This window comes from Bradyrhizobium daqingense, assembly GCF_021044685.1.
Classification (GTDB): Bacteria; Pseudomonadota; Alphaproteobacteria; order Rhizobiales; family Xanthobacteraceae; genus Bradyrhizobium; species Bradyrhizobium daqingense.
This window is the reverse complement of record NZ_CP088014.1, coordinates 2,193,096-2,206,691: the sequence shown is the minus strand read 5'-3', so window position 1 is coordinate 2,206,691 and position 13,596 is coordinate 2,193,096. Positions and strand designations below refer to the sequence as shown.

Genomic DNA, 13,596 nt, shown 5'->3' with positions numbered 1-13,596 from the left:
GTCAGTCCTCCCGCGGCGTCAGATCGCGCTTGCCGTGATAGCCGCGCTTGGGACGGCGCGGCGGGCCGTAGCCATTCGCTTCCATCTCATTGCGCTCGCGCGCCTCTTCGCTGCCGGTGCGCTGCACCAGCACGCGGCGGCCCTTGCGGTCGTTGATGACCGCGCGCTTCATCGGCTTCTTCGGTGCATCGTCCCCGCCCCCGGCGGATTTCGCCGGCACGTCGAACTCCGCACCCGACTTCTCGATCACCTTGTCGCCGAGCTGCTCGCGCAGCACGCGCGAGCGGATCTCGTCGACCTGGCCTTCAGGAATCTCGCCGAGCTGGAATGGGCCGTACGACACCCGGATCAGCCGGTTCACCTCGAGCCCGAGATGAGCGCAGACGTTGCGCACCTCGCGGTTCTTGCCCTCGCGGATCGCGAACACCAGCCAGACATTGGCGCCCTGGTCGCGCTCCAGCGTCGCTTCGATCGGGCCGTATTTGACGCCCTCGATCTCGATGCCGTCCTTGAGCGCGTCGAGCTGCGCCTGCGTGACGTCGCCATGGGCGCGGACACGGTAGCGCCGCAGCCAGCCGGTGTCGGGCAGCTCGAGCGTGCGGGCCAGGCCCCCGTCGTTGGTGAGCAGCAGCAGGCCTTCGGTGTTGAAGTCGAGCCGGCCGACGCTGATCAGGCGCGGCAGGCCTTCGGGCAGATTGTCGAACACGGTCGGACGCCCCTCGGGGTCGTCATGCGTGGTCATCAGCCCGCGCGGCTTGTGATAGAGGAACAGCCGCGTGCGCTCGCGCGGCGGCAACGGCTTGCCGTCGACCATGACGACGTCGTTTGCGGTGACGTCGAGCGCCGGCGAATTGATGACCCGGCCGTTGACCGTGACGCGGCCTTGCGTGACCATCTCCTCGGCATCGCGCCGCGAGGCCAGCCCCGCGCGCGCCAGCGCCTTGGCAATGCGCTCGCCAGCCTTCTTCGGCTTCGGTGCGTCTTCGCGGCGCGGCCGACCCTCGAAGTCACGATCGCGCTCACGATAGGCGCCGCGGCCGCCGAAGGCGGGGCGCCTTTCGAAGATCCGGCTCTCATCCTCGTTGTCGCGGCGCGGACGGTCGCCGAAGCGACCCTCGCTACGCGGATGCTCGTGCCAATCGGAGCGGCGCTCGGAGCGCTCACGTGGACGACTGAATTTCGGGCGATCACCGCCGCGCCCACCGCGCTCACCGTCGCCGTCGCGACGAGGCCGATCGAACTTGGGACGATCCTCCCGCGGACGATCGAATTTCGATCGCTCGCGGAACGGGCGGTCGCCAGATGCGCGATCGTCGCGTGACCGCGAGAAACGCGGACGGTCCTCGCCGCCTTCGCGCTTCTGCCAGGGCTTGTCTTCGCCACGGTCACGGCCGCCGAAATCCTTGCGTGGACCCTTACCAAAATCCTTGCGGGGACGATCCCCATGCGGGCGGTCGTCGCGCTTCTGCCACGGCTTGGAATCGCCGCGCTCGCCACGATCGCGCGGGCGCTCGCCGCGATCCCCGCCTCGCGAAAACTTCCGCTCGCCGTCGAACTTGCGCTCGGGGCGATCGCCGCGCGGCGCATAGGGCCGCTTGTCGCCGAACTTCCGCTCACCGGTCCGGCCGGCCGGACGGGCATCGTCGCGATCCCGGCTGCGCGGCGGACGGTCGTCGCGGTTATGGGAGGGACGATCACCGCGCGGCTTGAACGGCCGCTTCTCGCCATCGCGCGAAGCGCGATCGGAGAACGGACGGTCGCCGCGCGGCTTGAAGCTGCGCTCGCCGCGGCCTTCGCCACCGCGCCCTTCACCACCGCGGTCGTCGCGCTTGAAGCGCGGACGGTCGCTGAAATCGCGGCGCGGGGCATCGCCCTCCTCGCGGCGGCGGAACGGGCGGCTGTCACGGTCGCCGCGGGGCGGGCGGGCGTCGCTCCTGCCCTCAGGGCCGCGCTTGGCGAATTTCTTCTCGGGGCCGCGGGGCTTGCCGGACCGGCCCTTGGGCGGCCCCTTGGGAGGGCCTCGCCGGCCGCGGGAATCGTTGTCTTTGTCGCTGTCGCGAGGCATGAATGATCTCACTTAACGGGGTCGTGCGATGAGCATTGCGCGCGCTCGCTGCGAGCCGCATGCTCAGGCAAAATCGGTATCCACTCTTGCTGAAGGCGGAGCTAGTAGCAGGTTTCTGGCGATGATACGAGGCATGAAAGCCCCTTCTTTCATGGATTTGGCGCTTGATGCGGCCGAAAATGCCGGAAAATCGGGCGAAGTTCCGATCGGATGCGTGGTCGTGCGCGATCAGGAGGTCATCGCCACCGGGGCCAACCGGACGCTCACCGACCGTGACCCGACCGCCCATGCCGAGATCATCGCGCTGCGCGAGGCGGCGAAGAAGCTCGGCAGCGAGCGCCTTCCGGATTGCGACCTCTACGTGACGCTGGAGCCCTGCACCATGTGTGCGGGCGCCATCTCCTTTGCAAGGGTGAGGCGCCTCTATTACGGCGCGGCCGACCTCAAGGGCGGTGCGGTCGAGTCAGGCGTGCGGTTCTTCGCCTCCCCGACCTGCCATCACGCGCCCGACGTCTATTCCGGCGTCGGCGAGAGCGAGGCGGCGCGGCTGCTGCGGGAGTTTTTTCGCGAGCGGCGCTAGTCTGCCGCGAAGAACTCGCGCAACGCCCGCGCGGTATCGTCCGGATTCTCCTCGGTGAGAAAGTGCCCGGAGTCCACGGGCATGCCGATGACGTTGGTGGCCCATTGCGTCCAGGTGTCGAGCGGGGTCGAGGCGGCCTGGGCGATGCCGGCATTTCCCCACAGCGCCAGCATCGGAATGGTGATCTTCTTGCCGGCCTCGAAATCGGCCTTATCGAGGTCGTAATCGAAATAGGCGCCGGCGCGGTAGTCCTCGCACATCGCATGGATCCGGGCGGGATCGCGGAACGGGGCGAGGTAGTGCTCCAGCGCGCGCGCGTCGATGGCGTCCAGCGTCTTCGACTTGGTCTGGCTCGCCATCTTGAAGCGCAGGAAGAACTCGCCATTGCCAGAGATCAGCGTCTCCGGTAGCGGATAGGGCTGCGCCAGGAAGGTCCAGTGATAGATCTTCAGCGCATAGGCGCGGTTCATCCGCTCCCAGTAATCATAGGTCGGCAGGATATCGAGCACGGCGAGCTTCGACAGCCGGCCGGGATGATCGAGCGCCAAGCGATAGGCGACGCGGCCGCCGCGGTCGTGGCCGGCGAGCGCGAAATGCACGTGGCCGAGCCGTTCCATCACCTCGACCATGGCCTTGGCCATGGCGCGCTTGCTGTAGGGGATGTGCAGCGCATCGCTGGCGGGCATGTCGGACCAGCCATAGCCCGGCAGGTCGGCGATGATCAGCGTGAAGGCGTCGGCGAGCTCAGGCGCCACCTGGTGCCACATCACGTGGGTCTCGGAGAAGCCGTGCAGCAGCAGCAGCGGCGGGCCCTTCCCCCCGACGCGGGCGAAGATGCGGCCGAAGGAAGTGTCGACCCATTCAGCGGCAAATCCCGGATAGAGGTCGGCGAGGTCGGACATCTTTTTGCATCCTTGTCTGGTCAGGCGAGGGCCGCCTCGACACAACGATGGTCGAAAACAACCCCATGCACAGTAGCGGTATAATCGGCGGGGCGGCTAACCCCAACGACCGATTGCATATTCTGGAATGTGGATGTGGCGGTGCGGTGACACAATGCCTCGAGATTCCGGGTCCGCGCGTCTGTCGCGCCGTCCGGATCGGCAGCCTATTTCCTGGCCTTCTCCGCCTCCACGGCCTGCCAGCCGATGTCGCGGCGGCAGAATCCGTCCGGCCAGTCGATGCGGTCGACGGCCTGATAGGCACGGCTTTGCGCCTCGGTCACGGTCTTGCCGAGCGCGCAGACGTTGAGCACGCGGCCGCCATTGGCGAGAATTGCACCATCTTTCTCGACGGTGCCGGCGTGGAAGATCTCGGCGGTGTCGACCTTGGCAGCCTCCTCCAGGCCAGAGATCCGCGTCCCCTTCTGATAGTCGCCGGGATAGCCCTTGGCGGCCATCACCACGGTGAGCGCGGATTCCGGATGCCAGCGCAGATCGAAATGCTTCAACTCCCCGTCGCAGGCGGCGAGGAACGCCGGCACGATGTCCGACATCATGCGCAGCATCAGCACCTGGCACTCGGGATCGCCGAAGCGGACGTTGAACTCGAACAGCTTTGGGCCCTGCGTCGTCAGCATGATCCCGGCATAGAGCACGCCGCGGAATGGCGTGCCGCGCTGCTTCATGCCAGCTACCGTCGGCAGGATGATCTTGGCCATGATCGCGTCGTGGATGGCAGGCGTGACCAGCGGCGTCGGCGAATAGGCACCCATGCCGCCGGTGTTCGGGCCGACATCGTGGTCGAACACGCGCTTGTGGTCCTGGGCCGAGGCCAGCGGGATCGCGGTCTCGCCGTCGCAGAGCGCGAAGAAGCTGATCTCCCGGCCCGGCAGAAACTCCTCGATCACGACCTCAGCGCCGGCCTCGCCGAAGGCGCCCTCGAACATCATGGCGATGGCATCCTCGGCCTCGCGCACGGTCTTGGCGACGACCACGCCTTTGCCGGCGGCGAGGCCATCGGCCTTGACCACGATCGGCGCGCCCTGGCTCTGCACATAGGCGCGGGCGTCATTGGCGTTGGTGAAGCGCTTGTAGGCGCCGGTCGGGATGCCGAACTCGGTGCAGAGCGCCTTGGTAAAGCCCTTGGAGCTTTCGAGCTGCGCCGCCACCCTGCTCGGCCCGAACGCCTTGATGCCGGCGGCGGTGAGATCATCGACGATGCCCGCCGCCAGCGGCGTCTCCGGCCCGACCACCACGAGCTCGACCGCGTTCGCCTTGCAGAACTCGATCACCGCTTCATGGTCGGCGACATCGAGCGCGACGCATTCCGCCTCCTTCGCGATGCCGGCATTGCCGGGCGCGCACCAGAATTTGGTCACCAGGGGAGAGGCCGCGATCTTCCACGCCAGGGCATGTTCGCGGCCGCCGGAACCGAGCAGGAGAATGTGCATCGAAGGCTCAGGATGGGGTTTTTGCTGGTGCGGAGGTCGCACGAATCGGGGTGGGGCTCAAGGGGAATGGCCCGAACTCGCTGTCATTCCCAACCGCGGCGCCGCTTCTTGGGGCTTTGGCAGTGAGCGGTGACGCGACTGCGCTCGCCGGACCGATCGAACAACAAACCCTGGGGGTTGCGTTTGATCTACGTGGCGCCGCGTGGAACGGCGGCTTGAAATAGCGTAGCCGCATAATCCCGAGTTGAGCGCTAAACTATGTGAATAGGGAGAATAACTCGCGTTTCCGCTTGCGACTCACGCATTAGTTGCAGCCTCCTCAAGCATTATCGAGGAGGAAAGTCTTTTGCCCACTTATCCGTACACGCCCGTCACGGGCAAATTGAAGGGTTTGCTTCAGAAAGTTCGTACAACTGGCATTCCACCGAAGCTAACTACGGCTCACCTCAAGACGCTCGGATATACCTCGAGCAACGATCCCAGCATGATCAACGTCTTGGCTTGGTCGATAGCTCGACTATTCCGACGTCACTGTGGAGCGAATATCGCGGCCAAAATCATCGAGCAGTTCTGGGGAAGGCCATAAAGCAGGGTTACTCTGAATTATTCGCACTCTATCCTGACGCAAACAGCCAATCCCCGGCAGTCTTGACTCATGTCTTCAGCACCAGTTCCACGGGCGGAGAACAAGTCATCAGGCAGACCGTGCAGACCTTCAAGAGCCTAGTCGAAGAGGCCGATTTTTTACCGACCGACGCAAACGATCTGAACGTCCTATCGACCGGTCCATTACATACGCCAGCCGCGCCGTCGATGGCGCCCGTTTCTCCATCCGCTAACGGCGGGTCTCCTCCGCACCCGGCGGTACACATCGATATCCAAATCCACATTTCCCCGGAATCATCTGCGGAGCAGATTGACAAGATTTTCGAGAGTATGGCGAAACACCTGTACGGTTCTAAGTCTGAGCAAGCATGACTTCAGCGAGGAATGTGTTCGCGGCAGCGCAAGCGATCAACGCCGACGTAGAGCGAGAGTTGGGGCCACCTGAGGAAGGTCTGGCTCCCAATTCACACCAGGTCATCATGAAGTCGCTGACCAGCAATACCAGGACCTATATCTTAGCGATCGCGCAACAGATCAACGGCGCTTACGAGAAGGGCTGGTACGATGCTTGCGCAGTGATGATCCGTCGCCTGATCGAAACGCTCATCATCGAGACCTTCGAAAAGCATCGAGTTGCCCACAAGATCAAAGGGCCGAGTGGTGACTACCTTTTTCTAAGAGACCTTATAGCTGCAACGTTGCAAGAGACTGCCTGGAACCCTAGCCGAAATCTCAAATCGGCGCTTCCGAAGTTAAAAGATGTGGGCGACAAGTCATCACACAATCGATTTTTTGTGGCTAAGAGAGGCGACATTCAACCATTGATCGGCGACATTCGAAGCGTTGTTCAGGAGCTTTTGTATCAAAGCGGACTAAAGCAATAATTCTCGCGATTAATTTGTGCTAACGGGGTCGGAAGGGCGATGAGTAAATGCAGTAGCCCGTAGGATGGGTTGAGCCATTGCGAAACCCATCGCACTTGTTTCGTGATAGTATCACGCCATGACCGCGTACCGCCGCAACTTCGTTCCGGGTGGGTGCTTCTTCTTCACCGTCAATCTGGCGGAGCGGAGGCTGGCTTTGCTGACGGATCATATCGAGGTGTTGCGCCGGGCGTTTCGCGAAACGCACCAGCGCCATCCATTCACGATCGATGCCATCTTGGTGCTACCTGACCACCTTCATACGGTGTGGACGTTACCTGAAGGTGATGCTGATTTTGCAATGCGCTGGCAGTCGATCAAATCCACCTTCTCGCGCGCTCTGGCGCGCAATGAGAGGATATCCCCAAGCCGGTCGGCCAAAGGTGAACGGGGCATTTGGCAACGCAGATATTGGGAGCATACCATTCGCGACGACGACGATTTCGCGCGGCATGTCGACTATGTTCATATCAATCCGGTCAAGCACGGGCTCGTCAACCGGGTACGTGACTGGGCGCCCTCCTCGTTTCATCGCCACGTCGAGCTTGGCAATTACCCAGTCGATTGGGCCGGCGATCAGTCGGATGACAGCCGCGATTACGGTGAGCGGGGATAGAGCAGCGATGGGTTTCGCAAGGGCTCAACCCATCCTACGAGCTGTGCTCACGGGCGCTGATCCAAAAAGGCCCAAGGAATGACTGAGAAGCTGCAGCCGGGCGCGCCCGCCCTGGAAAAGGGGCTGGACCTTCTGGAGGCGCTGGCGGGCGCTGCACGCGGCCTGAGCCAGAAGCAGCTCGCCGAACGTGTCGGTCGCTCTGTCAGCGAGATCTTCCGGATGCTGGTGGCGCTGGAGCGCCGTGGCTATGTCGCGCGCGACCCCGCGACCGGCGAATACACGCTGACGCTGAAACTGTTCCGGATTGCCTCGCAATTCCCACCAACCGAGCGCCTTCTGAAGGCGGCGCTGCCGGTGATGGAGCAGCTCGCCTCCCGCGTACAATTGTCCTGTCACCTGACGGTGCTGCATGGCGAGCAGTTCATGGTGATTGCCCGGATCGAGCCGGAATGGCTGATGGGCTGGTCGGTCAAGGTCGGCGCGGTGTTTCCACTCACCCAGCAATACGCTTCTGCGAAGGTGCTGGCGGCCTTCCAGCTCGAAGGCCGGCGCGAAGAGCTTGCGCAGGTCATCGCGACCAACGATCGGATCAGCACCAAGAAGGCGCTTGCGGCGCTCGACCGCATTTCGTCGGAAGGTGGAAACTTCTCCAATGATGACGGCTATACGCGCATCCTCGCCTATAGCTGCCCGATCATCGAGGCCTCCGGCCGCGCGGTGGCCGCAATGACCGTGCCGCTGGTGCGGCAGGATCAGATTCCCGCCGCTGAGGCCAGCACCATCGCCGCCGAGCTGCGCAGCGCGGCCAGGATCGTCTCCGAGAAGATCGGCGGCGTTTCCTGAACCGTGATGAGATCAGGTTTGATTGCTGCAACGTGGATGCGCTGCCTCTCCCAGAAGCGCAGGGCAATCGCATGGGAGCGATCCCGTCTGTGGCCATCCTTCGAGACGCCCGCCTCCGGCGGGCCCTCAGGATGAGGACGGAGTGTATGGCAGCAGTTTGAGCGGGCACGATGCCACTTAGCCTCATCCTGAGGAGACCGCGAAGCGGTCGTCTCGAAGGAGGAGGCGCGCGCTCAGGTCTTCAACCAGCCGCAATCGCTTTAGCCGAAGCCAACCCGGTCAAGCGCGATGCGCGAGCAGATCGACCGGTCGTGCTCGGCTGCTTTCAACCTTTTTGTTTGTCTTCCGCGCTTTTTCCATCGGAGCTTTTCGAGCGTTCTTCGAAACGATCGGCCCCCTTGGCCAGATCGTGCCCCATCTCGCTCTCGTTCTTCGCTTCGTCCTTGGACGTTGCTTCTCGCAAGCCTTCGGCGGCCTGCTCCCCCGCCTTCGATGATTTTCGTTTGTCATCCATTGGTGGCTCCTTCCTGATAAAGACGCCTCCCAGGAAGCTCGCTGGTGATCCCGGAGTGGACGTACCAACGTTCCAATCAGATGGCCCGGACATGGTTCCTGCTCCCGGACGTCAGCGTCGTTGGCCAGTGCTCTCACCCGAGATCATGAAGCTCCTTGCCAAGCGGCGGCGTCAGCCGGAAATCGGAAAAAGCGACTTCCAATCCGGACCGCTCCGGCGTGCAGGCCATGGGTCCAACAAGATAGGAGGAGCTCTGGGCGAATGGCGCAAGCCGCATAAGAGGCCATATCTGTCCATCGCTGGATGCCTGCAAACGAAGGACGCCATGCGCAATCGTGACGCGCAGTCGAAAGTCACTGGGGTCGTGCTCATAAGGGGCTGTTGCCCAGTCGGATTGCCCGGCCGTCAGCACGCTGGACAGCATGGCACGCCCGTCCGAAAACTCTATTCCAGCCTTTAGCCAACGCCGTTCATCTATTCGCACCATCAGGCCCGCTTGATCGTAGAGCGCCTTGAAATGACTTCGGACACGAAGTTCGGCGGTGAATGCATCTCCCGCCTGAAAAGCGAGGAAGTGTCCGCTATCGCGGATAAAGCCGTAATGAGTTTCGCGCCAAAAATCGGTGCCCTGGTCTGTTTCCAGCCCGAGGTAGTTGTCCTTTTCGGACCACTTTCTCGGCTCGTTCAACCAGACGCCGCCAGACTTACCAAACATTCCTCATGCTCCATTTGAATGCCAGTGCACCTCCTGAGCAAACCCGTCTGTCGGCCCTCAGGTCCGCCTTGGGTCACAAGCAGTAATGCCTGGCCGATCATGAGATTTCCGCCCGTCGCTCCGGAGGCAGGGCAATCGCATATGGCTCTCTGCGTGAGCTGAGCGCACGCCTCGTCCTTCGAGACGACCGCGGAGCCTGTCATCGGGCCGCGCTTTGCGCGGACCCGGTGGCGGTCTCCTCAGAGCCTGACCGAAAAAGGTGAGCGGCTTTAGCGGGCTTGTGCTTCCTTCGGATTTGCAAAGATTCGAGGGAGGACACCATGCCGTGGACCAAAGCCGCTCGTATCAAGTATCAGCGCAGTGGGCTGCGTTACGCAAGCGATCTGACCGATGCCGAGTGGGCGCTGATCGCCCGGAAGATGCCGCCGCGACAGCGATTGGGCCGGCCGCGGAAGGTCCATCTGCGCGATATTGTGCAGGCGATCTTCTATGTTCTGTCGAGCGGCTGCCAATGGCGCGCCTTGCCGAAGGGGTTCCCGCCTTACTCGACGGTGCAGGGCTATTTTTACGCCTGGCGCGACACGGGTAGATGGCAGGAGATCGTCGAAGGTTTGGTTCGGAAGGAGCGCCGGAGATCAGGGCGAAAGTCCACACCGACAGCTGCCGTCATCGATAGCCAGACCGCCTCGACGACGGAGGCCGGCGGGCCACGCGGGTTCGACGCCGGCAAGCGCCTCCAGGGGCGCAAGCGCCATATCGTGACCGACACCAACGGCCTCTTGCTGGCGGCATATGTTCATCCCGCCAACATCCAGGACGTCCATGGCGCCGTTCCCCTGTTGGAGGACTTGCGAGGCCGCTTCCCAAGGCTCAAGCATGTCTTTGCCGACCGGATCTATCGCGGCAAACAGCTCGTCAACGCACTCTCAGACTGCGGACCGTGGACGATCGAGATCGTCGAGCGACCGCACGGGGTCAAAGGCTTCCAGCTCCTGCCCAGGCGCTGGGTCGTCGAACGTACCTTTGCATGGTTCGGCAGATGCCGGCGTCTCTCCAAAGACTTTGAAGGGTCTGCCGCCACCGAGCTTGCCTGGCTGCTCGTCGCCCATCTGAGGCTTCTAACTCGCCGCTTGGCCCAGCCTTGAAGCCGTCTACGCTTTTTGAGTCAGGCTCTCAGGATGAGGCTCAGCGGCATCTGAGCCCGCTGGTACTCGCCCAAAGCATTCGGTCCTCATCCTGAGGGCCCGCCAACGGCGGCCGTCTCGAAGGATGGCTACAGGCGGGATCCCTTCCACATGCGATCGCCCTGCCTCCCGGAGGCGGACATGCTCTGATGCGTACAGACCCTAGGCCAGCGTCATTCCGCCGTCCACGACCCAGGCTGCGCCATTCACGTGAGCAGCCTCGTCGGATGCGAGGAAGGCAACGATGTTCGCGACGTCCTGCGGCCGCCCGTGGGCACTCGCAGCGTTGCGGCGCAATGCGATGGCGCTGTTGCGCGCCTGGCCTTCCAACTCCCGGATCATGCGCGACTCCACGGGTCCGGGCAGAACGGCGTTGACCCTGATCTTCGACCCGGCCACATCGAGCGCCGCCGTACGCGTCAGGCCGAGCACGGCGTGCTTGGAGGCGACGTAGCCGGCGAGCCCTGCACGCCCGCGGATCGCAGACGTCGATGCGGTGTTGATGATCGCGCCTGTCCCACGCTGCATCATGCGTGCGAGCACGTGCTTGAGGCCGAGAAACACCCCCTTCACGTTCACCTGCAGCAGCTGGTCGAATGTCTCGTCCGGGTATTCGTGAAGGGGCGCGACCACACCCTCGATGCCGGCGTTGTTGGCGAAGATGCCGATCGGCCCCAGGCTCGCTTCGGTCGCCTCGACGAAGGCGATGGTATCGCGGGCGACCGAGACGTCGGCGGGAATCGCGAGGGCCCTCGCCCCGGCCTGCTCGACCAGCAGCGCGGTCGCATTGGCAGCCGCTTCGTCGCGGTCGACGATCGCGACCGCAGCGCTCATCCGCGCCAGCCTCAGCGCAATGGCGCGCCCGATATCGCCCCCGCCGCCGGTGACGAGCGCGACCGGCGGCCGGTCACTGCCGGTCACGACTTCAGGAATTCGCAGCCGCCATCGGCAAGGGGCCGCCAGGCCTCTGATGGAGCGATGGTCTTGACCCGCTTGTAATAGTCCCAGGGATATTTGGAATCCGCGGGGGTCTTCACCTCGAACAGATACATGTTGTGCAGCTTGCGACCGTCGGCGCGCACGCTGCCCTTGCCGAACAGGGGATCATCCGTCGGCAGCTTCTTCATCTGCTCGACCACGGCCTTGCCGTCGCTGGAGCCGCCGAGCGCATCGACGGCCTTGAGATAGTGCAGCGTCGTGGCGTAGGCGCCCGCATGCAGCGCGGTCGGATAGCGGTTGTTGTTGCGCGGCGCGAAGCGCTTGGTCCAGGCGCGCGTGTCGTCGTTCAGATCCCAGTAGAAGGATTCGGTGAACTGCAGCCCCTGCGCGATCTTGAGGCCCAGCGAATGCACGTCGCTGAGATACAGCACCGTCGCGACCACGCGCTGGCCGCCTTGCGGAATGCCGAACTCGACCGCCTGCTTGATGGAATTGATGGTGTCGCCGCCGGCATTGATCAGGGCGATGATCTCCGCCTTCGACGACTGGGCCTGCAGCAGGAAGGAGGAGAAGTCCTGCGTGTTGATCGGCGTGCGCACGCCGCCGAGAACCTTGCCGCCGGCTTTCTGCACGACAGTCTTGATGTCGCCTTCCATGGCATGGCCGAAGGCGTAGTCCGCTGTCAGCAGGAACCAGCTCTTGCCGCCGCTCTCGACGACAGCGCGCGCGACACCCGAGGAGAGCGCGTAGGTATCGTAGGTCCAGTGCACGAGGTTCGGCGAGCACGCCTTGCCAGTCAGGTCCGAGGACGAGGCGCCCGAAACCAGCAGCGTCTTGTTGTTCTGCTGCACGATGTTGCGGACCGCGAGCGCGACGGCCGAGTTCGGCGCGTCGACGATCACGTCGACGCCCGGGCGGTCGATCCATTCGCGCGCGATGTTGGCGCCCACATCGGCCTTGTTCATGTGGTCGCCGCTGATGATCTCGATCGGCCGGGTCATCTTGGGCCTTGAGGCCTGGAAATCCTCCACCGCCATTTTGGCCCCGAGCACCGAGCCTGGACCTGTGACATCGGCATAGAGGCTGGACATGTCCGTCAACACGCCGATCCGCAGCGGCTTCGTCTCCTGCGCCCGCGCACCGAGCCCCGTCATGCCCAGCGCCAATCCGCCGGCGCCGGCCAGCAGCCCGCGGCGGCTCACCCGATATCGTCCAGCCATGCTCAATCCTCCCTTGCCCTTGTGCGTGTTTCTTCCCGGTGGTCGCCGCCCGCACGTACATCGCGTGCAGGCTGTTTTTCTTGCTTAGGGAGTGAGCCGCTCGATGAGCCTGCGGTCCTCGACCTCGAATCCGCCGCCATAGACCTCCGACACCATGAAATGCGCGCCCAGGATTTCCGGCTGAAGTTCAGCAATCGGATCGTAGGCGCTGGCGTGCAGCGTCATCGCGGCACGGCCCGGTATCGGCTTGGAGTATTTCAACGGCGTGCGGCGATAGGCGATGTCCGCATAGGCCACGCCGAGCCGCTCGGGATGCGGCAAGCGGCGCACATGGATCTCGCCGGCCGGCAGCTCGTCGCCATCGACGATGCGGACGACGGGTGCGGACGCATCCGGCGTGAAGGTGAAATCGGCCAGTGGAATTCCGCGGCGTCGGACCCAGCCGGTGATCGAGCCGTCCGGATGCTCGTCGAAGGCGTAATGCGCGTCCTTCTTGGTGTAGCCGAACACCTCGCGTCCGGCACAGATCCCCATGGGATCGCTGCAATACATGAAAATATGCGTTTCGGTGAACAGCCCCTTGTGGCGTACGGGCACGGAGATCATCAGGTCGAACATCTCGCCCGCATGCACGGCGAGGGAATGGCCCGGCGACCGCATGAAGCGGAAGGCGACGCGGTCGCTCGCGATCTCGAAAGGCGTGTCGGAGAGCAGGATCGCGACCTTGCCCGGCGCGACGCGCGTCATGATCTCGACGGTCCGCAAGGTGCAGCCCCACTCCACCGGATACGCCGGCGAATAGGGCGGATTGACCCCGCTGTTCGGCTTGAGCCGATAGGGCCCGAACATGCGTCCGCGCGGGTCGTCGGGGTCGGTGACGATTGTCATCAGGAGCCGCTTCCTCGTTTTTATTTATGATTTTTGAATTTCATATATAAAAGAACGGGGGAGTCAAGCGGCGGCGCCGCGCGGTTCCGCGACTCCACGGAATCGATTGGC

General features: G+C 63.6%; 13 protein-coding genes and 1 pseudogene. 6 read left to right on the top strand and 8 right to left on the bottom strand.

Translation table 11 applies throughout. The features are described from left to right. Position 1: 1 nt before the first annotated feature. Positions 2-2,065, bottom strand: a complete 2,064-nt coding sequence (locus LPJ38_RS10505; RefSeq protein ID WP_167520732.1) for a pseudouridine synthase — start codon at positions 2,063-2,065, stop codon at positions 2-4. A 121-nt stretch (positions 2,066-2,186) separates the two neighbouring features. On the opposite strand from LPJ38_RS10505, the gene LPJ38_RS10500 reads away from it, so the two are divergent. Next, positions 2,187-2,645 (top strand): nucleoside deaminase, encoded by a 459-nt coding sequence (locus LPJ38_RS10500; protein ID WP_145641534.1) that lies wholly within the window; start codon positions 2,187-2,189, stop codon positions 2,643-2,645. Here the strand turns inward: LPJ38_RS10500 and LPJ38_RS10495 are convergent. Both LPJ38_RS10495 and purD read right to left on the bottom strand, forming a co-directional pair. Then, on the bottom strand, positions 2,642-3,547 hold the full coding sequence (locus tag LPJ38_RS10495; protein WP_145641356.1) for an alpha/beta fold hydrolase: 906 nt from the start codon (positions 3,545-3,547) through the stop codon (positions 2,642-2,644). The two genes, LPJ38_RS10500 and LPJ38_RS10495, sit on opposite strands and share 4 nt — an antisense overlap. Positions 3,548-3,753: 206 nt before the next feature. Continuing rightward, positions 3,754-5,037: a phosphoribosylamine--glycine ligase gene (purD, locus tag LPJ38_RS10490; protein WP_145641354.1), complete on the bottom strand. Its 1,284-nt coding sequence runs from the start codon at positions 5,035-5,037 to the stop codon at positions 3,754-3,756. Positions 5,038-5,383: 346 nt separating this feature from the next. On the opposite strand from purD, the pseudogene LPJ38_RS38280 reads away from it, so the two are divergent. From LPJ38_RS38280 to LPJ38_RS10475, 4 genes and pseudogenes are all read left to right on the top strand, one after another. Beyond that, positions 5,384-6,015 (top strand): annotated as a pseudogene (locus LPJ38_RS38280) (DUF5343 domain-containing protein). After that, on the top strand, positions 6,012-6,527 hold the full coding sequence (locus LPJ38_RS10485) for a hypothetical protein (protein WP_208750629.1): 516 nt from the start codon (positions 6,012-6,014) through the stop codon (positions 6,525-6,527). Before LPJ38_RS38280 ends, LPJ38_RS10485 begins: the two are co-directional and overlap by 4 nt. A gap of 118 nt (positions 6,528-6,645) precedes the next feature. Next, positions 6,646-7,182 (top strand): REP-associated tyrosine transposase, encoded by a 537-nt coding sequence (locus LPJ38_RS10480; protein ID WP_145641350.1) that lies wholly within the window; start codon positions 6,646-6,648, stop codon positions 7,180-7,182. Positions 7,183-7,260: 78 nt separating this feature from the next. Beyond that, positions 7,261-8,025, top strand: a complete 765-nt coding sequence (locus LPJ38_RS10475) for an IclR family transcriptional regulator (protein ID WP_145641347.1) — start codon at positions 7,261-7,263, stop codon at positions 8,023-8,025. Between the two features lie 325 nt (positions 8,026-8,350). Here LPJ38_RS10475 and LPJ38_RS10470 read toward each other — a convergent pair whose 3' ends face one another. Together LPJ38_RS10470 and LPJ38_RS10465 are read right to left on the bottom strand one after the other, a co-directional pair. Next, positions 8,351-8,539, bottom strand: a complete 189-nt coding sequence (locus tag LPJ38_RS10470; RefSeq protein ID WP_145641345.1) for a hypothetical protein — start codon at positions 8,537-8,539, stop codon at positions 8,351-8,353. A 133-nt stretch (positions 8,540-8,672) separates the two neighbouring features. Then, on the bottom strand, positions 8,673-9,254 hold the full coding sequence (locus tag LPJ38_RS10465; protein WP_145641344.1) for a DUF1349 domain-containing protein: 582 nt from the start codon (positions 9,252-9,254) through the stop codon (positions 8,673-8,675). Between the two features lie 320 nt (positions 9,255-9,574). On the opposite strand from LPJ38_RS10465, the gene LPJ38_RS10460 reads away from it, so the two are divergent. Continuing rightward, a complete protein-coding gene (locus LPJ38_RS10460) occupies positions 9,575-10,399 on the top strand; it encodes an IS5 family transposase (protein ID WP_231088438.1) in 825 nt (274 codons plus the stop codon). Between the two features lie 201 nt (positions 10,400-10,600). Here LPJ38_RS10460 and LPJ38_RS10455 read toward each other — a convergent pair whose 3' ends face one another. The 3 genes from LPJ38_RS10455 to LPJ38_RS10445 all read right to left on the bottom strand — a co-directional run bounded on the left by LPJ38_RS10455 (position 10,601) and on the right by LPJ38_RS10445 (position 13,485). Next, positions 10,601-11,359 carry an SDR family NAD(P)-dependent oxidoreductase gene (locus LPJ38_RS10455; RefSeq protein WP_145637817.1) on the bottom strand — a complete coding sequence of 253 codons (759 nt, stop codon included), beginning with the start codon at positions 11,357-11,359 and terminating at the stop codon, positions 10,601-10,603. After that, positions 11,356-12,531 carry an ABC transporter substrate-binding protein gene (locus LPJ38_RS10450; RefSeq protein ID WP_145637847.1) on the bottom strand — a complete coding sequence of 392 codons (1,176 nt, stop codon included), beginning with the start codon at positions 12,529-12,531 and terminating at the stop codon, positions 11,356-11,358. The genes LPJ38_RS10455 and LPJ38_RS10450 overlap by 4 nt, the downstream gene beginning before the upstream one ends. Before the next feature lie 150 nt (positions 12,532-12,681). Continuing rightward, complete coding sequence (locus tag LPJ38_RS10445; protein ID WP_208750567.1) at positions 12,682-13,485, bottom strand: acetoacetate decarboxylase family protein; 804 nt, start codon at positions 13,483-13,485, stop codon at positions 12,682-12,684. Between the last annotated feature and the right edge of the window lie 111 nt (positions 13,486-13,596).

Bases quoted from the DNA above. Each gene is read 5' to 3' on its own strand.
- LPJ38_RS10505 (WP_167520732.1), bottom strand. From the start codon at position 2,065: ATGCCTCGCGACAGCGACAAAGACAACGATTCCCGCGGCCGGCGAGGC.
- LPJ38_RS10470 (WP_145641345.1), bottom strand. From the start codon at position 8,539: ATGGATGACAAACGAAAATCATCGAAGGCGGGGGAGCAGGCCGCCGAA.
- LPJ38_RS10500 (WP_145641534.1), top strand. From the start codon at position 2,187: ATGATACGAGGCATGAAAGCCCCTTCTTTCATGGATTTGGCGCTTGAT.
- LPJ38_RS10465 (WP_145641344.1), bottom strand. From the start codon at position 9,254: ATGTTTGGTAAGTCTGGCGGCGTCTGGTTGAACGAGCCGAGAAAGTGG.
- LPJ38_RS10475 (WP_145641347.1), top strand. From the start codon at position 7,261: ATGACTGAGAAGCTGCAGCCGGGCGCGCCCGCCCTGGAAAAGGGGCTG.
- LPJ38_RS10480 (WP_145641350.1), top strand. From the start codon at position 6,646: ATGACCGCGTACCGCCGCAACTTCGTTCCGGGTGGGTGCTTCTTCTTC.
- LPJ38_RS10460 (WP_231088438.1), top strand. From the start codon at position 9,575: ATGCCGTGGACCAAAGCCGCTCGTATCAAGTATCAGCGCAGTGGGCTG.
- LPJ38_RS10495 (WP_145641356.1), bottom strand. From the start codon at position 3,547: ATGTCCGACCTCGCCGACCTCTATCCGGGATTTGCCGCTGAATGGGTC.
- LPJ38_RS10450 (WP_145637847.1), bottom strand. From the start codon at position 12,531: ATGACGGGGCTCGGTGCGCGGGCGCAGGAGACGAAGCCGCTGCGGATC.
- LPJ38_RS10485 (WP_208750629.1), top strand. From the start codon at position 6,012: ATGACTTCAGCGAGGAATGTGTTCGCGGCAGCGCAAGCGATCAACGCC.
- LPJ38_RS10445 (WP_208750567.1), bottom strand. From the start codon at position 13,485: ATGACAATCGTCACCGACCCCGACGACCCGCGCGGACGCATGTTCGGG.
- purD (WP_145641354.1), bottom strand. From the start codon at position 5,037: ATGCACATTCTCCTGCTCGGTTCCGGCGGCCGCGAACATGCCCTGGCG.